The following is an 18,116-nucleotide window of genomic DNA, read 5'->3' as shown; positions in this document are numbered from 1 at the left end:
GCAATTGGTTTTCCCCCCGCCGTTTTCCGCTAGAATAAGTCTCGTTTTCATCACCTGAGATGCCCAGACAAGGAAAAATAATGAGGCAAGATAAACCCGGCGTGCTGCTGGTGAACCTTGGCACACCAGATGCTCCGACCACGCCCGCCGTTAAACGCTATCTGAAACAGTTCCTCAGCGACAAGCGAGTGGTGGATACGCCACGCTGGCTGTGGTGGCCGATACTCAATGGTGCAATTCTGCCCATTCGTTCTCCGCGCGTTTCCAAACTTTATGCCTCTGTATGGATGGACGAAGGGTCGCCGCTGTTGGTTTACAGCAAGCGTCAGCGTGATGCGCTGGCGGCACGTCTGGATATGCCGGTTGAGCTGGGCATGAGCTACGGCAACCCCAGCCTGAAGTCGGCTATGGATAAACTGATGGCGCAGGGGATCACCCGGCTGATCGTGCTGCCGCTCTATCCACAGTTCTCCTGCTCGACCGTGGCGGCGGTGTGGGATGGCATTACTCAGGTTTTTGCCGGGTACCGCAGCCTGCCTTCGGTGCAGTTTATCCGTGACTATGCGGAGCACCCGACTTATATCGCGGCGCTGAAAGCCTCCGTCGAACGTTCATTCGCGAAGCACGGCAAACCGGATCTTCTGGTGATGTCCTTCCACGGCATTCCTCAGCGCTTTGCCGATGAGGGGGATGACTATCCGCAGCGCTGCCGCGATACCAGCGAGGCGCTGATAACTTCTCTGGGCCTGACCAGCCAGACCGCGATGCTGACGTTCCAGTCGCGCTTTGGCCGTGAACCCTGGCTGTCACCTTATACCGATGAGACCATGAAGTCGCTGCCCGCCAAAGGCATCAGGCACGTACAGATCATGAGTCCTGGCTTCTCGGCAGACTGCCTGGAAACGCTGGAGGAGATCAGCGAGCAGAACCGGGAGTTCTTTATGCACGCGGGCGGCACACGGTTTGAATATATTCCTGCGCTGAACGATGACGAGCTGCACATTGATATGATGGTGGATCTGGTCAACAGCCAGCACTGACTCCTGCAACAGGGATGCGCGCACTCTGCAGCATCCCTGTGATACTATTTCCCGCCTGTTCCCTTTCCTGAAGCCCGCTCTATGAAATTTCCCGGTAAACGTAAGTCCAAACACTACTTCCCTGTCAGCGCCCGCGATCCGCTGTTACAGCAGGTTCAGCCGGAAAACCCCGAAGCGGGCAGTAGCTGGATCGTAGGGATCGATCAGACGCTGGTGGATATTGAAGCCAAAGTGGACGATGAGTTTGTCGCCCGCTATGGCCTCAGCATGGGCCATTCGCTGGTGATTGAAGACGACGTGGCCGAGGCGCTGTACGCTGAGCTGGTACGGGAAAATCTGATCACCCATCAGTTTGCTGGCGGCACGATTGGCAATACCCTGCATAACTACTCGGTGCTGGCCGATGACCGCTCGGTGCTGCTTGGGGTGATGTGCAATAACGTGCAGATCGGTGGCTATGCTTACCGCTATCTTTGCAACACTTCCAGCCGTACCGACCTGAATTATCTGCAGGGCGTGGACGGGGCGATTGGGCGCTGTTTTACCCTGATTGGCGAGAATGGCGAACGGACTTTTGCCATTAGCCCGGGAATGATGAATCAGCTGCGCAAAGAGAGTATTCCTGAAGAGGTGATTGCCGGGGCTTCTGCGCTGGTGCTGACCTCCTATCTGGTGCGCTGTAAGCCAGGCGAACCGATGCCGGAAGCGACTATGCAGGCTATCGCCTGTGCCAAAAAGCACAACGTACCGGTGGTGCTGACGTTGGGCACCAAATATGTGATTGGCGATAACCCTGCTTTCTGGCGTGATTTCCTGCGCGACCATGTTTCCATTGTGGCAATGAACGAGGATGAGGCGGAAGCGCTGACCGGCCTGAGCGATCCGCTGCAGGCGGCCAATATGGCGTTGGACTGGGTGGATCTGGTGCTCTGTACTGCCGGGCCAAACGGGTTGTATATGGCCGCCTTTACCGAAGAGGATGGAAAGCGGAAAACGCAGCATCCGTTACTGCCCGGTGCGATCCCGGAATTTAACCAGTATGAGTTCAGCCGCGCCATGCGCCATCAGGACTGCCAGCAGCCGCTGCGAATATTCTCGCATATCGCGCCTTATATGGGCGGACCCGAAAAGATCATGAACACCAACGGCGCGGGGGATGGCGCACTGGCGGCGATGCTGCACGATATCACCGCAAATAATTATCACCGCCTGAACGTGCCGAACTCCAGCAAGCATGGCCGCAGCTATCTGACCTACTCTTCGCTGGCACAGGTATGCAAGTACGCCAATCGCGTCAGCTATCAGGTGCTGAATCAGCATTCACCGCGTCTGAGCCGTGGGCTGCCTGAGCGGGAAGACAGCCTCGAAGAGTCTTACTGGGAACGTTAAAGGTTTCAGGCGGGAGCAGAGGATCAGTCCCCTGAGTTGGGGACTGATCCGCAGGTATTACTCAGATCGGGCACTCTTTTGGCGCTTCAGCCATCTCCACCGCCATCAGGTTCAGCATGCTGTTAGCAATCTCACGCTCGCCCATCACCACCTGGTTGGCTCCACGTTCGGTAATGTACTCCACCTCATCGTCATAATGCGCGCGGGCAATAATCTCAATGTTCGGATGCTTTTCTCTGGCAGCCGTCACTATCTCTCCGGCCTCGTAGCCGTTAGGAATGGTCAGCAGCAGCCAGCGAGCACAGTCCAGGCGGGCCAGCTCCATAGTGTCTGCGCGGGCAGCATTGCCCAGCACCGCGCTGATCCCTTGTTCTCTCAGCGCTTCGACTCGCGGACGGCTGTTTTCCACCACGACAATCGGCACGCCGCTTTCAATCAGCTTGCGCCCCAGCAGGCTTCCCACGCGGCCAAAACCCACCACAATGGCGTGGTTGCAGATATCTACCGGGATCTGTTTCTCTTCCTCTATGGTATCGATCATCGTTTGATCATTGATGATTTCAGTTTTGTCGAGATAGCGCTGCAGAGCGGCGAAGAGAATGGGGTTAAGCATAATCGACAGGATCGCTCCTGCGAGCACCAGATTGCGGCCTTGCTCAGACACCAGATTGAGCGAAATCCCCAGGCCCGCAAGGATAAAGGCGAATTCACCAATCTGCGCCAGGCTGACAGAAATGGTCAGGGCAGTGCGGCGTGAGTGGCCAAACATGCGCACCAGCACCAGTGCCGCAAGTGATTTGCCCAGCACGATAATCGCCAGTACGCCAATCACTGCCAGCGGCTCATTAACCAGGATCATCGGGTCAAACAGCATTCCCACCGAGACAAAGAACAGGACGGCGAAGGCATCACGCAGTGGCAGGGTATCGTGTGCTGCGCGATGGCTGAGTTCGGATTCGTTCAGCACCATTCCGGCAAAGAATGCCCCGAGCGCGAAGGAGACGTCAAAGAATTCCACCGCGCCGAAAGCGATCCCCAGCGCCAGGGCCAGTACGGAGAGCGTAAACAGCTCGCGGGAGCCGGTAGCGGCACTGCGCGCCAAAATCCACGGCACCACGCGGCGGCCTACCACCATCATCAGCACCATAAAGGCCACCACTTTACCGATAGTGATCAACAGATCCAGCAGCAGCATACTGACGCTGGCGCTGCCATCCTCAAACATTCCGGCAATGGCAGGCAGCAGTACCAGCGCCAGCACCATCACTAAATCTTCCACAATCAGCCAGCCAATGGCGATTTGCCCGCGCTGGCTGTCAATCAGCTGTCGTTCCTCCAGCGCGCGCAGCAGCACCACCGTACTGGCTGTGGAGAGACAGAGTCCGAACACCAGGCCAGTCAGCCAGGACCAGCCCATCGCCCAGGAGAGACCCATTCCCAACAGGGTGGCGACTGCAATCTGCAATACCGCACCGGGAATGGCGATAGCCTTTACCGCCATTAAATCTTTCAGTGAGAAATGCAGGCCCACGCCGAACATCAGCAGGATAACCCCCAACTCGGCCAGTTCCGGTGCCAGATTGGTATCGGCAACAAAGCCTGGAGTGAAGGGGCCAGCCAGCACGCCCGCCAGCAGATAACCGACCAGAGGAGAGATGCGCAGCTTGTTGGCCAGCATACCGAGGAGGAAGGCAAGAACCAGGCCTCCTACGATGGTGGTGATTAGCGGGGTGGTGTGGTGCATGCCTCTCTCCTTAGGGTTATAAATGTGTCCGGATGTAAGAATTAAGTGTATGGCATAATGCTCGTCTGCGCTTGCACTAAATGGCGATAAGGGCAATAAAAATCAATCATTGAAGAAATGTTGATCGTGAGAGGGATTTTCCTCAGTTATCTGACGGCAGGCTTGATTTATTGCAGAAATAATACGGCGTGGATCTCAATTATCCACGCCGTGAAGGGTTATTTAGCCCGATTGTCTGGCAGGAATACGGTAAGAATGCCCAGAAGTGGCAGGTAAGCACAGATTTGGTAGACAAAATTGATGGAGGTATGGTCGGCTACCACGCCCAGCACCGCAGCGCCTAACCCACCCATACCAAAAGCAAAGCCAAAGAACAGCCCGGAAACCATGCCGATACGGCCCGGCATCAACTCCTGAGCATAAACCAGGATTGCCGAGAAAGCCGAAGCGAGGATAAAGCCAATGATCACCGACAGCACGCCGGTCCACATCAGTGAAGCATGAGGGAGCAGTAACGTGAAGGGGGCAACGCCAAGGATTGATACCCAGATAACGCGCTTACGGCCCACTTTATCGCCAATCGGTCCGCCAATCACCGTACCCGACGCGACGGCAAACAGGAACGCGAATAGATGGAACTGAGCATTCTGCACCGAAAGGCCGAACTTGTTGATCAGATAGAAGGTGTAGTAGCTGCTCAGGCTGCTGAGATAGAAATATTTGGAGAAAATCAGCAGCAGCAGGATAGTGATGGCGAAAGCCACTTTGCCGCGCGGCAGCGTGGTGATTTCTGCCGGCGCAGAGCTGGCTTTTGCCACACGATGCTGCGCCTGATACCAACGGCTGACCTGCAGAAGCACCACAATCGCCAGCAGCGCGGCCAGCGTAAACCAGGCGACATTGCCCCGGCCATAGGGTGCGATAACCAGCGCGGCCAGCAGCGGCCCCAAAGAGCTGCCAAAATTACCGCCGACCTGGAACAGTGACTGCGCCAGGCCGTGGCGGCCACCGGAAGCCATTCTCGCCACGCGGGAGGATTCAGGATGGAACACTGAAGAACCTGTGCCCACTAAGGCAGCAGCCAGCAGCACCACGTAGAAATTACCGGCCACTGCCAGCAGGATAAGGCCACAAAGCGTGAAGGTCATACCGATCGGCAGTGACCAGGGCTTGGGGTGTTTATCGGTATAATAACCAATCAGCGGCTGCAGCAGAGAAGCTGTCACCTGGAAGGTCAGGGTAATAAGGCCGATCTGAACAAAGCTGAGGGAGAATTCGCCCTGCAGCAGGGGATAGATCGCCAGGATCAGCGACTGCAACATATCGTTCAGCAGATGCGCGACGCTGATGGCGCCAAGAATGCCAAAAGAAGTGCGCCGCACAGGCGCGGAGGAGGAGGGAAGAGTCTGTTCGCTTGCCATTAAGTTAACCTGTCGTTAATTTTGTTTATCACTTTACGCTAAATGCTTTCGATGTTGTTTAACAAGGAGAATCGTTATGCCGGTTATGAAAAAAAAGGCACTGGCCCTGTTGACGCTGGTCATTCTTAGTACACCGCTGGTGGCTCAGGCCTGGGTAAAAGACCGGGTTTATAAATTTACCGTATTGCATACCAACGATCACCACGGGCGCTTCTGGCCGAACGACCATGACGAATACGGTCTGGCGGCGCAAAAAACGATGATGGATCAGATTCGCTATGACGTGCAGGCGCATGGTGGCGCAGTGTTGATCCTGTCCGGAGGCGATATTAATACCGGCGTGCCGGAGTCTGACCTGCAGGATGCTGAACCTGACTTTCGCGGCATGAATTTGATCGGCTACGATGCGATGGCCATCGGTAACCACGAGTTCGACAATTCCCTTTCCGTATTACGCCAGCAGCAAAAGTGGGCCAAATTCCCGCTGCTTTCCGCCAATATCTACCAGAAAAGCACCGGAAAATGGCTGTTTCAGCCTTACGCGCTGTTTAACCGGATGGGGCTGAAAATTGCGGTGATCGGGCTGACGACTGACGACACGGCAAAGATAGGTAACCCGGAATACTTCACCGATATGGAGTTTCGCAAACCGGCAACCGAGGCCAAAGCGGTGGTGGAACAGCTGAGGAAAAAAGAGAAGCCGGATGTGATTATCGCTGCGACTCATATGGGGCATTACGACAACGGCAATCATGGTTCTAACGCGCCGGGCGATGTGGAGATGGCGCGTGAACTGCCCGCTGGCTATCTCAGTATGATCGTTGGCGGCCATTCACAGGATCCGGTCTGCATGGCGAAAGAGAACCTTAAACAGGCGAATTACGTCCCGGGCACTCCGTGCCAGCCAGACCGCCAGAATGGCACCTGGATTGTTCAGGCCCACGAATGGGGCAAGTACATTGGCCGGGCTGATTTTACCTTCCTCAACGGTAAGCTGACGCTGGTGCATTACGAGCTGGTGCCCATCAACCTGCGGCATAAGGTGAAAAATGCAGATGGCAGCTCGACCTGGGTGAACTACACCAGGGAGATAGTAAAAAACCCGGCAATGATGAAGCTGTTGACGCCATTCCAGAAAAAAGGCGAAGCCCAGCTGGGAGTAAAAATTGGCAGCGTGAAGGGAGAACTGCAGGGCGACCGCAGTCAGGTGCGTTTTGAGCAGACCAATATGGCGAGGCTGATCCTGGCAGCGCAGATGGAGCGTACAGGGGCTGATTTTGCGGTGATGAGCGGCGGTGGCGTACGGGACTCCATCGAGTCCGGTAAAATCACCTATAAAGATGTGCTGAAGGTGCAGCCATTCGGCAACACGCTGACTTATGTCGACATGAAAGGCAGCGAAGTGGAGAAGTATCTGGCGGTAGTGGCGAACAAGCAGGTGGATTCGGGGGCCTATGCGCAGTTTGCCAACATCAGCCTGGTGGCCGACGGGAAGGGGGTGAGCGAGGTTAAAATAAAAGGTGAGCCAGTACAGGCGGACAAAACCTACCGCATGGCAACGCTGAGTTTCAATGCCACCGGCGGAGATGGTTATCCGGTGGTAAATACGTTGCCTGGCTATGTGAACACCGGCTTTGTCGATGCGGAAGTGCTTAAGCAGTATATTCAGAAGCATTCCCCACTTGATGCGGCGGCCTATGCGCCGAAAGGCGAGATCGTCTATCAGCAGAAAGTGGCTGAGCAGGCAAAACCGGTTGAAGAAGCGGCCTCGCCGCCGGAAAAACCCGCGGATACCACTCAACAGCAGACAAAACCGGAGGATAAAGCTGCTCCACAGCAGGCCAAACCAAAGGATGAAGCTGCTCCTGCGGCACCAGCGCAGCAGGCACCGGCAAAGCCTGAGAAACCGAAAAAGTGGCGTCAGGCAAGGATCGAGACTGCGATGCTTTAAAAATGTAATGGACCGGCAGCAGGGTCTGGTGCTTCTGCCTGGAGTTGTGACGTTGCTGGCGGGGTCGCTGTTGACTGTGCCTTTGCCGGAGGGGTTATTAAAGTTGCTGGCAGGGGCGCTGTTGACTGTGTGTCTGCTGAAGGGGTTGTCCGGAACATGGAAATGCCGTAAATACGTCCATGTAGGCTTGATTGCCGCGTCCCTTCGCTCAACAGCCCGTTTATCCGGATAACCCTCCAGCCAGAGGCAGTAGAGTTGCTGTTTACTTATCAACAACTCAGATGCCAGAGGGGGATTTGACTGACACCGATCACCGGAGTCGGTTTTGACCCTACCGATGCGAAACACAGAGGCAGATTTTGATCCCGTCAAACCTATGCCCGGCACTCCCGGCGCTGAACCAGCTTCTCGCGCAGCCAGTCATACAGCCAGTTATAGGCCACCGTGTAGGGCAGGAAGAACAGGAAGAAGGCCACTTCCACCATAAATGCCTGCCACAGCGTAATGCCCAGCATTTTGGCTGCAATCGGCAGGCCGATGACGATAAACCCCCCTTCAAACCCCAGCGCATGCAGAATGCGTAGCGGCCAGCCGCGCACCACTTTGTCTCGCGGAAAAAGGCGATCAAACAGCGTGTTGTATAACATGTTCCAGAACATCGCCACGGTAGACAGCATGATGGCTAAAGCGCCCACCTGAAACAGCGGCTTCGCCATAATCCAGGCCGCCAGAGGAGAGACCAGCAGGATCGCCAGCACCTCAAAGCCTGCAGCATGATAAAAACGTTCTTTCAGTGTACGGGTACGCATAAATGCTCCTTAGTGATTTCAGGGCGCTATTTTCCGCTGAAATACTGCTAAGATAAAATGAGCACCTATCGAGAAAAGCGATACTTAAATGCGTTACTCACCGGAATCATTGCTGGCATTTGTGCAGACCGTGGAAAGTGGTTCATTTTCCGCTGCTGCCCGTGCGCTGCGAAAAAGTCAGTCCACCATCAGTACCGCCGTGGCAAATCTCGAAACTGACCTCGGCTTTGCGCTGTTCAGCCGCAACTCCCGCTCGCCAGTGCTGACCGAAAATGGCAGGAGGGCGCTGGCACAGGTCAGGGAGATCCTGACTGCCAGCGCCCAGCTCGATGAACTGGCCGTCAGACTGGCGGGTGAGGTGGAACCCTGCCTGAGCCTGGCGATCTCCGACTTCTGGCAGGCGGATTATCATGAATCCCTGTTGAAACGTTTTGCCGCCCGCTATCCGGATATCGAATTTGAGTGCATGATCGCCGAAGATGCTGATGTGATCGATCTGCTGCAGGCGGGCAGGGCACATATCGGAGTGATGAGGGTGCAGCCTGAGTATCCACAGGATATTGCCACTTCGCGGCTGCAGGTTGAGGCACAAATGGCAATTTACCTGCATCAGGATCACCCGCTGGCGCAGCAGCCGGAAATCAGCGAAGCAGAGTTAAAAGCGGTGCGGCAGCTGTGTCTCAATACCTGGATTGAAAACGAGCGCTATCCGTCGGGCAAAGGCATCTGGTCAGCCCCATCCTACTTACTGTTGCTTGAGATGGCAGAACAGGGATTCGGCTGGAGCATACTGCCGCGCTGGCTGGTGGAGCAGTTTGGTCATCAGGTGTTGTGCGAACTGCCGGTCAGCGGCTGGCCGCAGCGGATATCGGTGGATGCCGCCTGGTCCCGCAGTACCCCACCGGGACCAGCAGGGCGCTGGATGATTGACCAGCTACTGGCTCAGACGCCGGATTAATCCCGGCGGGAAATATCCGCGAAGGTGGCGTTAAGTTGCTGCACCAGATCCTGTGCGGCCAGTTCAATCTCCAGCCCGCGCTTGCCGCCGGACACAAAAATGGTCGGGAATTGCTGAGCCGACTGATCGACTACGGTAGGCAGACGCTTTTTCTGGCCGAGCGGGCTGATGCCGCCCAGCAGATAACCGGTGGTGCGCTGGGCAATCTGCGGATCGGCCATCTCCACTTTCTTTGCTCCCAGCGCCTTTGCCACGTTTTTCAGATCCAGCTGCCCGGCAACCGGCGTGACCGCCACCGCCAGGGTTTTATTGTCGCCATTCAGGGCCACCAGCAGCGTTTTATACACCCGGTTGGCATCCTGATTCAGCCTGGACACCGCCTCTTCACCGAAATGGGTATCGCTGCTGTCATGCTCGTATGAGTGTAACCGGAAGCTGACCTTTTGTTTTTCGAGGTGTTTTACTGCAGGGGTCATTGGATCTGTCCTTCTGAAATAAATATGCGATTAACCGTCTGTCGCTGATGAAGAAAAATAGTGGCGAAAATCCAGGCTTTAGGCGACAATCTGCCCCCCGTCAGCAACCCGATTGCTGACGGATAACTAAAATCATAAAAAAATTCCTCTTTGACGGGCCGATAGAGATATTGGCCTTTTTTTTATCTGCTTTTCAGCAGATCGGGCAAATTCCCCTCGCCATAAAGGTGCAGAGCGCCTACCGCCACCACATATTTCCCTGGTGGCAGCGCATGCAGAGACTGGCACCAGCGCTGGTTACGCTGCAGCATCAGGATATCATTCAGCGCGCTGTTAAAGGTGCTGGGCAGTGCAGTCTGATTGCTGGTCGGGGGGCTTTCCAGCCACCAACTGACCATGGTCTGCAACAGCCGCGCGTTGGTATGCCAGTGAGTTAAGGTATCTTCCAGCAGCGTGATGCCGTTATCCGGCAGCGCTCTCAGTAAGGCCAGTTGAGTTTCCGGCCCTTCCAGCTCAATCACCTCTTTCTGCTGCGCCCGGGCGGCTTTCAGCAGTTGAAAATCGATACCGTAATCCGCGCGCAGTCCCAGCCGCTGTGCCTGCTGCGCCTGTAGCATCAGCGCCACCTGCCAGGCAGGCAGCGTATCAATGACCTCGCTGTCCACCGCCACTTCTTCACACAGGCGATGCAGACGGGTCATTTGCTCAGCAGACAACCGTTCCGCCAGCGGTGCGCAGACCTCACTCTCACTGAACGGAGAAGCACCTGAAGTTATATCTGCTTCAACAATCAGCGCATCCGCACGATCCAGCTGCGACTGCAGCGCGGCAGGCAGTGGCATCATCGTCTGCGTACCCATATGAATGCTGCCGACCAGATGCAGCTGGCTGTGACCGAGCGTGACGTCCTGTGCCGGATAGGCATAGCGTGCCGGCGAAAATTTTCGCCACAGGGACGCCACCTTATGCATTAGTTTTCCCATAAGCACCGCCTTATCTGTTATCGCCCCATGCTAACGCTTTAAGTCGCTGAGGAACAGGGAAAAACGGGCCTTACGCCTGGGCCAGGCAAGGCTTACTCGCTGGCGGGAGGCTGATAGCGGATCAGCCGGTTGGCGTTGCTCACCACAGTGATTGATGAGAGCGCCATGGCGGCACCCGCGACCACCGGACTGAGTAATGTGCCGGTCAGCGGATAGAGCACACCAGCCGCAATCGGGATGCCACAGGCGTTGTAAATAAACGCGCCCAGCAGGTTCTGCTTCATATTACGCAGTGTGGCTTGAGCAATAGCCAGCCCGTCGGCCAGCGCTGTCAGATCGTGTCGCATCAGCGTGATACCCGCGGTTTCAATCGCCACATCGCTGCCGCTTCCCATTGCAATCCCCACATCGGCCTGGGCCAGTGCCGGAGCATCATTAATGCCATCGCCAATCATCGCCACCTGCTGACCCTGCTGTTGCAGGCTACGGATGGCGTCCGCTTTGCCTTCCGGCAGAACACCGGCTACCACCTTATCCAGCCCTGCTTCATCCGCAATGGCTCTGGCAGTGATCTCGTTGTCGCCGGTCAGCATCACCAACTGATAGCCGCGTTTCCGCAGCCGCTTCAGCGTCTGTATGCTCTCAGCCCGCAGCGGATCGCGCACTGAAAAAATCGCCTGAATTTTACCGTTGGCGGCGAGCAACACAGGCGTGATGCCTTTCGCGGACTGCGCGGCAATCTGGGCATCAGCTTCAGCGGTGGCGATGTTTTGCTGTGCCAGCAACGTGCTGTTGCCCAGCCACACCGTCATGCCGTTTACATTACCGCTGATGCCCAGCCCGCGTATTGTACGAAATTGCGCAATGCCAGGAAGACTCAGCGTACCGGCGCGCTCAAGGATGGCATGGGCCAGAGGATGCTGTGAACCCTGTTCCAGCGCGGCTGCCAGTCTGAGCACCTGCTCTTCACTGGCCCCGTTGAACAGGGCAATTTCGACTACGCGGGGTTTGCCTTCGGTCAGCGTACCAGTTTTGTCGAACACCAGAATGGAAAGGGTACTGGCACGCTGAAGGGCATCGGCATCGCGAACCAGTACGCCGAACTCCGCAGCCCGACCAACACCGGCAATAATCGACATGGGCGTTGCCAGTCCCAGCGCACAAGGGCAGGCGATAATCAGCACGGTGGTAGCGATAACCAGGGTGTAAACGATTTGCGGAGCAGGACCGACGAAATACCAGATTGCAGCACTGAGCACGGCGACAGCCACCACCGCAGGCACAAATACTGCTGAAATGCGATCTGCCAGCTGGCCGATTTCCGGCTTGCTGCTTTGTGCCTGGCGAACCAGATTGATAATGCGCGACAGCGTGGTGTTTTTACCCACTGCGCTGGCGGTGAACAGTACGCTGCCATCCTGCATCACCGTACCAGCATGTACTTTATCCCCTTCGTCTTTCTCCTGTGGCAGCGCCTCGCCGGTCAGCATCGCCTCATCCAGCCAGGCCTCGCCCTGAGCAATGATGCCATCCACCGGCACGCGATCGCCGGTGGTCAGGCGCAGCGTCATGCCCGGCTGCACCTCTCTTAAATCGACAATTTTCTCTCCGGTTTCTGTGACCACTCGTGCGGTGGGCGGCGTCAAATCCAGCAGCCGCTCCAGTGCCTGCGAGGAGCGCTGGCGTGCCCGCTGCTCCAGCATATGGCCGAGGTTAATCAGCCCGATAATCATCGCGCTGGCTTCGTAATAAAGATGGCGGGCCTCGTGCGGGAAGGCATCAGGCCACACATTCACGGTGATTGAATAGAGCCAGGCCGCAGCGGTCCCCAGTGCGACCAGCGTATCCATGGTTGCTGTGCCTTTCAGCAGGCTGCGCCATGCACTACGGTAAAAATGGCCGCCCGCAACGATCATCACCAGCAGAGTCAGCACGCCAGCCGTCAGCCAGCCGCTACGGTTGCTCTCAGTGAGCATCATGTTGTCGCCGATCGTTCCCCAGATCATCAGCGGAATGCCCAGCGTCAGCGCCATTACAGCCTGCCAGCGGAAGCGGCGCATCGCCTGATCTGCTGTTTGCTGCTGTTTCTCACGGCGCTCGTTATCGTCTTCGATAATTTCCGCACCGTAACCGGCATCCGATACCGCCTGGATCAGCGCATCCGGTGCTGCTTCACCCAGTACCAGCGCACTGCGTTCTGCAAGATTGACGCGGGCCTGGCTGACACCCGGCACTTTCTGCAGGGCGCTCTGCACCCGGCTGACACAGCTGGCGCAGCTCATGCCGTCAATCAGCAGGTGGAAACTTTCTGTCTCCTGAGCCGGAAGCTGAGTAGGTTCCGCTGTCAGCGCTTCCGGCTGGGTTTCTGATACTGTCAGCGGATCAGGCTTTGGGTGAGCAGCACCCTGTGCCAGCGTGGCGTGGTAGCCCGCTTGTTCAACTGCGGCGATCAGTTCATCTGCGCCAGCAGTGCCGCTGATGCGCGCTTCGGTGATTGTCACTTCAGCCTGATCCACATCGGCGCGTTGCTCCAGCGTCTCTTTCACCCGTTTAACGCAGTGGACGCAGGACAAACCTTCCAGCGCCAGTAATGTAGTCTGTGACATGGTATTAACTCCTGATATTGCGGTTTGACCCCAGGGGCCTTTTACAGTAGTTATGAAGGTTAAACCCTCCATCAAGGGGAAGGTCAAGGAGACAGCATGAATATCAGCGATGTGGCCCGTAAAACCGGGCTGACCAGCAAAGCGATCCGTTTTTACGAGGAGAAAGGGCTGGTCACCGCGCCGTTACGCAGTGAAAACGGCTACCGCAACTACACGGCCAGACACCTCGAAGAACTGACTTTATTGCGCCAGGCGCGGCAGGTTGGTTTCAATCTGGAGGAGTGTCGGGAAATGGTGTCGCTGTTCAATAATCCTCAGCGCCACAGTGCAGATGTCAAAGCGCGGACGCTGGCTAAAGTGGCCGAGATTGAATCGCATATCCGTGAGTTGTCGCTGATGCGTGAACGCCTGCTGACGCTGGCCGAAAGCTGTCCTGGCGATGACAGCGCCGACTGCCCGATTATCAATAATCTGGCGGGATGCTGCCACAACAAAAACACTGTCTGAATCAGCTCAGGCGCACCAGCCACGGCGGCAGACTCGGCACCGGCAACACTGACAGCACTCTAAGTTTTTGCAGCGTCCGGACCTGGGAACGTTCAGGATGCTCCCGCAGCCCCAGGGCGGCCAGCTCCCTTTCAGCAGCATGTCATACACCAGTTTGTGTTCATCGACGATGGCCGCGTCCAGCGGGATTGCCTGTATCTCATAAAAAATTCGCGTAACGATCAGCGGCGACTGACCCTGGCGCAGGATCTCCATCATCGTGCGGTTACCGGCAGGTTTCAGGCAGTGCAGATGCAGATCGTCTTCGATCTGTTCCAGCATCGCCGGGCTGATATGCCAGTCAGCAATCAGCTCCAGCCTGCCGGGCGGATCAGCATGCTGCCATTGACCCATAACGCCAACAGTTTTGCCTGTCACGCCGATTGCTTACCGCCAGCTTTAAGCCGTGAAGAGGAGAGCTGGGGCTGGCTGTTGCATCCGGCTTTTGCCGGTAGGGCCGCGTTGCAGGACGATGCGGCGATGGGCGCGCTGGATGAGGTACTCGCCGTGCAGGGAGCCGGATTGGTGAATTCAGCAATGTGGGAAATCTGAGCCTGTGGGCGCCCACTTACTTCCGCAACCATTTCCGCCAGAGCGGTTACAAGCTGGCGACCCCACGAGAAGGTTATCGCGCCTGGTACGTTGGTTTGTCTCTTTCACGCTGTGCTACAGGGAAAATCTGCGATGCAGCTTATGCCTGTCTTAACTGGTGGCAGTCGGGCTGGCCGGGCGCGATTATGGCCCGTCAGGGATACTACATCTCCAATCCGGAGAGAACGCGGGCACGTCTTTCGCCTGCCGAGTGGGATTTCTGGTAGGGCGGAAAACCGGCCAGCGTAGTGTTGCCGGATGCCGCCGGAAACCTCCTGATTACCAAAGGGGAGATCCGTGATGGCGGCAGTTACGAACAGCGGATGAGCCACATCGGCGTATGGAACTCAGTGATGAATGACTACAACTATCTGGTCAGACGCTGGCAGGATTTTCTGTAAGCCTGATAATCCGCAGGGTAATTCCTTCAACGGCCACCACGGTGACGTGCGTGCCAGCCGGGAAATCATCCGTAGCCTGCACACGCCAGCTGCTGTCGCCAATTCTGACATGACCAAAGCCGTCCACCAGCGCTTCATCCAGCGTCAACTTACGGCCAATCATCTGATGGCCGCGCTGATTAAGTGAGGAGGGCGGTTCGCTGCGATCGCGGCCTTTCAGCCAGCGGTACCAGCCCAGCGCGGAGAGCACCGTCAGCACCGCAAAACTGATGCACTGCCATTCCCACGACAGCGGCACCAGCCACACCAGCAGGCTGACCAGCAGCGCGGCCACGCCGCTCCACAACAGATAACCGCTGGTGCCCAGCATTTCTGCCGCCAGTAATACGCCCCCGATCGTCAGCCATAACCACCAGGGGTTTGCGATCAGTTCGGCGACCATCAGGCACCCCGGTCTTTTTTAGTTTCGCTCAGCAGTTCGGAGATCCCGGCGATGGAGCCCATCAGGCTGGTGGCATCCAGCGGCATCATCACCATTTTGCTGTTATTGGCGGTGCCAATTTTCTGCAGGGCATCGGTGTATTTCTGCGCCACAAAGTAGTTAATGGCCTGGATATCACCGGCAGCGATGGCTTCTGACACCATTTTGGTCGCCGCGGCTTCTGCTTCCGCGCTACGTTCACGCGCTTCCGCCTGTAAGAATGCTGACTGTCTTTCCCCTTCGGCTTTCAGGATCTGAGACTGCTTCTCCCCTTCGGCACGCAGGATAGCGGCCTGACGTACCCCTTCCGCTTCCAGAATATCGGCGCGTTTGGTCCGCTCCGCCTTCATCTGTGCGTTCATTGAGGCAATCAGCTCGGCCGGTGGGCGCACGTCGCGGATCTCGATTCGGGTGATTTTAATCCCCCAGGGGTTGGTTGCCTCATCCACAATACGCAGCAGCCGGGTATTGATATTGTCACGTTGCGACAGCATCTCATCCAGCTCCATCGAGCCAAGCACGGTGCGCATATTGGTCATGGTCAGATTGATAATCGCCAGTTCCAGGTTGCTGACTTCATAGGCTGCACGGGCAGGATCAACGGCCTGGATAAAACACACCGCATCAATGGTGACGCTGGCGTTGTCTTTGGAGATGATCTCCTGCGAGGGGATGTCCAGTACCTGTTCCATCATGCTGATCTTGCGGCCCACACGATCCATAAACGGCACCAGCAGATTAAGGCCAGGCTGCAGGGTTTTGGTATAGCGGCCAAAGCGCTCAACCGTCCACTGATAACCCTGAGGGACAATTTTGATGCCGGACCAGACGACGATCAGCGCCAGAATGATAATGACAGGAATAACAGTCAGCATATAACCTCCGGATTGTTGTTTTTGGGCTGAGTCATTCAGCCATCCGCTGTAGTGTTCGTGTTGCAGCCGCGTACTGCAACACGAATGTTAAGCGGATCAGATAACTCTTTGAAATCAGTAGAGCAAAGAGTAGAGCTGACGGCGGTATTTCGCCGCCAGCGCATCGCCGGTTCCCAGCGCGGCCAGGATCTCCTGCAGCATTTTACGCACCTGGCCGTCCGCTGCACTCAAATCTTTCTTCAGATAGCCGAACAGCAGTTCCAGCGCTTCTTCATTACGGCCAACCTGATGCAGTTGCAGGGCCAGCTTGGTCGCCAGCTCTGCATTGGTTGGGTCCGCTTCAATCTGCTGCTGCAACTGCTGAATTTCCGGCGTATCGGCCGCCTGTTTCAGCAGGTCGATCTGCGCAATCAGCCCCTGATAGCGTGTATCCTTATCCTGCAGCGGCACCACGTCCAGCACCGCCTGCGCTTCATCGCTGCGGTTGAGGTTGATCAGCGCTTCAGCCAGCAGGAAGCCTATCTCGCTGTTCTGGTTGCTCAACTGCCAGGCCTCTTTCAGCAGCGGCAGCGCTTCCAGTACTTTGCCTTCTTCCATCAGTTGCCTGGCCTGCTGAGCTTTCAGCTCTTCTTCTTTCGGCAGCACCTTGTGCAGCAGCGCGCGGATCGCTTCTTCCGGCTGCGGGCCCTGGAAGCCGTCGACCGGCTGGCCGTTCTGGAACAGATACACGGTCGGGATGGAACGCAGGCCAAACTGCTGGGCCACGGCCGGTTCAGCATCACAATCCAGCTCAGCCAGAATAAACTGACCGGCGTACTCCTGTGCCAGACGCTCCAGCACCGGGGTCAGCTCCTGACAGTGCTGGCTGCGACCAGACCAGAAATAGAACAGGACCGGGATCTGCATCGACTGCTCGAGCGTCTGTTGCAGGTTGGTTTCGTTAATACTAATGATGGCAGCTTGTGGTGACATGAATTCGTCTCTTTTACAGGGTTTCTTACTCTATTGGGGCAGCAGCCCGTGCTTCAAGGTTTATTACCGTTATCCGTTTATTTACCTCGCAAAATGCGATCCAGTATCCAGCCCGGAAGTAAACGTCGCAACAGCCCCATCGTATGGGCGACCAGGGTCACGGGGTAACGCAGGCGTGGCCTTTTACTCTCCAGCGCATGATGAAGTTTAGGCAAAATGGCTTCCGGTGGCAGGGTAAAACGGGCAGCGATGCCGGGATTTTTTACCGGTTTATCCTGCTGCGCCTGATTGACGTTGTCGGTGAAACGGGTCTTGATCGGGCCTGGCTCGATCAGGCTGACGCGAATGCCACTGCCATGCAATTCCATGCGTAATGCGTCTGACCATGCCTCCAGAGCATATTTGCTGGCGGCGTAAATGCCCCGGCCCGGTGTGGAGATCAGCCCCAGTACCGAGCTGGTATTCACAACCCGCGCATCGCCGCTGGCCCGCAGCGCAGGCAGGAGTAACATGGTCAACTGGTGGGTGCCGAATACATTGGTGGCAAACTGCTGTTCCATCTGTTCCCGGCTGATTGATTCCAGTGGGCCGTAAACGCCATAGCCACCGTTGTTAAACAAGGCGAACAGGCGATTATCACATAATTCAAGGATCTCAGCCGCTGCACGGGCCACGCTGTCACGATCGTTAAGATCCAGCTCAATGCCGGTAAAGCCGAGTTCGCCCATGCGTTGAACGTCTTCCTGTTTGCGGCACGCGGCGAAAATACGGTAGCCGCGACGCAGCAAATCGTTGGCGGCAACCAGACCAATACCACTGGAACATCCGGTTATTACTACTGTTTTTTGCATAACTTTACCTGTCAAAGGTCTT

18 protein-coding genes and 1 pseudogene are annotated in these 18,116 nt (G+C 56.5%); 8 read left to right on the top strand and 11 right to left on the bottom strand.

Translation table 11 applies throughout. From position 1 onward, the window contains the following. Nucleotides 1–80: 80 nt before the first annotated feature. The gene (hemH, locus tag GSQ70_RS18155; protein WP_158783843.1) at nucleotides 81–1,040 is read left to right on the top strand and encodes a ferrochelatase; all 960 of its coding nucleotides are present in this window, start codon (nucleotides 81–83) and stop codon (nucleotides 1,038–1,040) included. Nucleotides 1,041–1,121: 81 nt separating this feature from the next. Next, nucleotides 1,122–2,429: an inosine/guanosine kinase gene (locus tag GSQ70_RS18150; RefSeq protein ID WP_158783842.1), complete on the top strand. Its 1,308-nt coding sequence runs from the start codon at nucleotides 1,122–1,124 to the stop codon at nucleotides 2,427–2,429. Between the two features lie 61 nt (nucleotides 2,430–2,490). Here the strand turns inward: GSQ70_RS18150 and ybaL are convergent, their stop codons facing one another. Then, nucleotides 2,491–4,173 carry a YbaL family putative K(+) efflux transporter gene (gene ybaL / locus GSQ70_RS18145; RefSeq protein WP_158783841.1) on the bottom strand — a complete coding sequence of 561 codons (1,683 nt, stop codon included), beginning with the start codon at nucleotides 4,171–4,173 and terminating at the stop codon, nucleotides 2,491–2,493. Between the two features lie 218 nt (nucleotides 4,174–4,391). Further along, a complete protein-coding gene (locus tag GSQ70_RS18140) occupies nucleotides 4,392–5,594 on the bottom strand; it encodes an MFS transporter (protein ID WP_158783840.1) in 1,203 nt (400 codons plus the stop codon). Between the two features lie 85 nt (nucleotides 5,595–5,679). On the opposite strand from GSQ70_RS18140, the pseudogene ushA reads away from it, so the two are divergent. Beyond that, nucleotides 5,680–7,320 (top strand): annotated as a pseudogene (gene ushA, locus GSQ70_RS18135) (bifunctional UDP-sugar hydrolase/5'-nucleotidase UshA); the annotation flags it as partial. 599 nt (nucleotides 7,321–7,919) lie between these two features. Here ushA and GSQ70_RS18130 read toward each other — a convergent pair. Further along, a complete protein-coding gene (locus GSQ70_RS18130; protein ID WP_158783839.1) occupies nucleotides 7,920–8,354 on the bottom strand; it encodes a multidrug/biocide efflux PACE transporter in 435 nt (144 codons plus the stop codon). An 88-nt stretch (nucleotides 8,355–8,442) separates the two neighbouring features. Here GSQ70_RS18130 and GSQ70_RS18125 point away from each other — a divergent pair, with 88 nt between their 5' ends. Continuing rightward, nucleotides 8,443–9,312, top strand: a complete 870-nt coding sequence (locus GSQ70_RS18125; RefSeq protein WP_158783838.1) for a LysR family transcriptional regulator — start codon at nucleotides 8,443–8,445, stop codon at nucleotides 9,310–9,312. On the opposite strand, the gene ybaK is transcribed toward GSQ70_RS18125, so the two are convergent. The 3 genes from ybaK to copA form a co-directional block, all read right to left on the bottom strand. Then, nucleotides 9,309–9,788, bottom strand: a complete 480-nt coding sequence (gene ybaK / locus GSQ70_RS18120) for a Cys-tRNA(Pro)/Cys-tRNA(Cys) deacylase YbaK (RefSeq protein ID WP_158783837.1) — start codon at nucleotides 9,786–9,788, stop codon at nucleotides 9,309–9,311. The two genes, GSQ70_RS18125 and ybaK, sit on opposite strands and share 4 nt — an antisense overlap. A 182-nt stretch (nucleotides 9,789–9,970) precedes the next feature. Continuing rightward, on the bottom strand, nucleotides 9,971–10,771 hold the full coding sequence (locus GSQ70_RS18115) for a TraB/GumN family protein (RefSeq protein WP_158783836.1): 801 nt from the start codon (nucleotides 10,769–10,771) through the stop codon (nucleotides 9,971–9,973). Nucleotides 10,772–10,863: 92 nt separating this feature from the next. Continuing rightward, nucleotides 10,864–13,377: a copper-exporting P-type ATPase CopA gene (gene copA / locus GSQ70_RS18110; protein WP_158783835.1), complete on the bottom strand. Its 2,514-nt coding sequence runs from the start codon at nucleotides 13,375–13,377 to the stop codon at nucleotides 10,864–10,866. Nucleotides 13,378–13,473: 96 nt separating this feature from the next. Between copA and cueR the strand changes: the two genes are divergently transcribed. Then, nucleotides 13,474–13,884, top strand: a complete 411-nt coding sequence (gene cueR, locus GSQ70_RS18105; RefSeq protein WP_158783834.1) for a Cu(I)-responsive transcriptional regulator — start codon at nucleotides 13,474–13,476, stop codon at nucleotides 13,882–13,884. Between the two features lie 6 nt (nucleotides 13,885–13,890). Here the strand turns inward: cueR and GSQ70_RS18100 are convergent, their stop codons facing one another. Continuing rightward, nucleotides 13,891–14,277 carry a hypothetical protein gene (locus tag GSQ70_RS18100; RefSeq protein ID WP_199257356.1) on the bottom strand — a complete coding sequence of 129 codons (387 nt, stop codon included), beginning with the start codon at nucleotides 14,275–14,277 and terminating at the stop codon, nucleotides 13,891–13,893. On the opposite strand from GSQ70_RS18100, the gene GSQ70_RS26085 reads away from it, so the two are divergent. The 3 genes from GSQ70_RS26085 to GSQ70_RS26075 are packed head-to-tail and all read left to right on the top strand — an operon-like array spanning nucleotide 14,260 to nucleotide 14,915. Beyond that, nucleotides 14,260–14,475 carry a hypothetical protein gene (locus tag GSQ70_RS26085; protein WP_233268352.1) on the top strand — a complete coding sequence of 72 codons (216 nt, stop codon included), beginning with the start codon at nucleotides 14,260–14,262 and terminating at the stop codon, nucleotides 14,473–14,475. The genes GSQ70_RS18100 and GSQ70_RS26085 overlap by 18 nt on opposite strands. Then, on the top strand, nucleotides 14,463–14,741 hold the full coding sequence (locus tag GSQ70_RS26080; protein ID WP_233268350.1) for a hypothetical protein: 279 nt from the start codon (nucleotides 14,463–14,465) through the stop codon (nucleotides 14,739–14,741). The genes GSQ70_RS26085 and GSQ70_RS26080 overlap by 13 nt, the downstream gene beginning before the upstream one ends. A gap of 21 nt (nucleotides 14,742–14,762) precedes the next feature. After that, nucleotides 14,763–14,915 (top strand): hypothetical protein, encoded by a 153-nt coding sequence (locus GSQ70_RS26075; RefSeq protein ID WP_233268348.1) that lies wholly within the window; start codon nucleotides 14,763–14,765, stop codon nucleotides 14,913–14,915. Here the strand turns inward: GSQ70_RS26075 and GSQ70_RS18090 are convergent. From GSQ70_RS18090 to GSQ70_RS18075, 4 genes are all read right to left on the bottom strand, one after another. Then, complete coding sequence (locus GSQ70_RS18090; RefSeq protein ID WP_158783833.1) at nucleotides 14,890–15,357, bottom strand: NfeD family protein; 468 nt, start codon at nucleotides 15,355–15,357, stop codon at nucleotides 14,890–14,892. The two genes, GSQ70_RS26075 and GSQ70_RS18090, sit on opposite strands and share 26 nt — an antisense overlap. Further along, nucleotides 15,357–16,271 (bottom strand): SPFH domain-containing protein, encoded by a 915-nt coding sequence (locus GSQ70_RS18085; protein WP_158783832.1) that lies wholly within the window; start codon nucleotides 16,269–16,271, stop codon nucleotides 15,357–15,359. Before GSQ70_RS18085 ends, GSQ70_RS18090 begins: the two co-directional genes overlap by 1 nt. Before the next feature lie 114 nt (nucleotides 16,272–16,385). Next, nucleotides 16,386–17,243: a co-chaperone YbbN gene (locus GSQ70_RS18080; RefSeq protein WP_158783831.1), complete on the bottom strand. Its 858-nt coding sequence runs from the start codon at nucleotides 17,241–17,243 to the stop codon at nucleotides 16,386–16,388. Between the two features lie 77 nt (nucleotides 17,244–17,320). Next, nucleotides 17,321–18,094, bottom strand: coding sequence for an SDR family oxidoreductase (locus tag GSQ70_RS18075; protein ID WP_158783830.1), 774 nt, complete (start codon nucleotides 18,092–18,094; stop codon nucleotides 17,321–17,323). Nucleotides 18,095–18,116: the final 22 nt, after the last annotated feature.

The sequence above is a fragment of the Pantoea sp. BAV 3049 genome, assembly GCF_009765445.1.
GTDB lineage: Bacteria > Pseudomonadota > Gammaproteobacteria > Enterobacterales > Enterobacteriaceae > Erwinia.
This window is presented reverse-complemented; position numbering and strand designations above follow the sequence as displayed.

Excerpts from the sequence above, each read along its gene's own strand:
- hemH (WP_158783843.1), top strand. The coding sequence starts at position 81 with ATGAGGCAAGATAAACCCGGCGTGCTGCTGGTGAACCTTGGCACACCA.
- GSQ70_RS18150 (WP_158783842.1), top strand. The coding sequence starts at position 1,122 with ATGAAATTTCCCGGTAAACGTAAGTCCAAACACTACTTCCCTGTCAGC.
- ybaL (WP_158783841.1), bottom strand. The coding sequence starts at position 4,173 with ATGCACCACACCACCCCGCTAATCACCACCATCGTAGGAGGCCTGGTT.
- GSQ70_RS18140 (WP_158783840.1), bottom strand. The coding sequence starts at position 5,594 with ATGGCAAGCGAACAGACTCTTCCCTCCTCCTCCGCGCCTGTGCGGCGC.
- GSQ70_RS18130 (WP_158783839.1), bottom strand. The coding sequence starts at position 8,354 with ATGCGTACCCGTACACTGAAAGAACGTTTTTATCATGCTGCAGGCTTT.
- GSQ70_RS18125 (WP_158783838.1), top strand. The coding sequence starts at position 8,443 with ATGCGTTACTCACCGGAATCATTGCTGGCATTTGTGCAGACCGTGGAA.
- ybaK (WP_158783837.1), bottom strand. The coding sequence starts at position 9,788 with ATGACCCCTGCAGTAAAACACCTCGAAAAACAAAAGGTCAGCTTCCGG.
- GSQ70_RS18115 (WP_158783836.1), bottom strand. The coding sequence starts at position 10,771 with ATGGGAAAACTAATGCATAAGGTGGCGTCCCTGTGGCGAAAATTTTCG.
- copA (WP_158783835.1), bottom strand. The coding sequence starts at position 13,377 with ATGTCACAGACTACATTACTGGCGCTGGAAGGTTTGTCCTGCGTCCAC.
- cueR (WP_158783834.1), top strand. The coding sequence starts at position 13,474 with ATGAATATCAGCGATGTGGCCCGTAAAACCGGGCTGACCAGCAAAGCG.
- GSQ70_RS26085 (WP_233268352.1), top strand. The coding sequence starts at position 14,260 with ATGCTGCCATTGACCCATAACGCCAACAGTTTTGCCTGTCACGCCGAT.
- GSQ70_RS18100 (WP_199257356.1), bottom strand. The coding sequence starts at position 14,277 with ATGGGTCAATGGCAGCATGCTGATCCGCCCGGCAGGCTGGAGCTGATT.
- GSQ70_RS18090 (WP_158783833.1), bottom strand. The coding sequence starts at position 15,357 with ATGGTCGCCGAACTGATCGCAAACCCCTGGTGGTTATGGCTGACGATC.
- GSQ70_RS18085 (WP_158783832.1), bottom strand. The coding sequence starts at position 16,271 with ATGCTGACTGTTATTCCTGTCATTATCATTCTGGCGCTGATCGTCGTC.
- GSQ70_RS18080 (WP_158783831.1), bottom strand. The coding sequence starts at position 17,243 with ATGTCACCACAAGCTGCCATCATTAGTATTAACGAAACCAACCTGCAA.
- GSQ70_RS18075 (WP_158783830.1), bottom strand. The coding sequence starts at position 18,094 with ATGCAAAAAACAGTAGTAATAACCGGATGTTCCAGTGGTATTGGTCTG.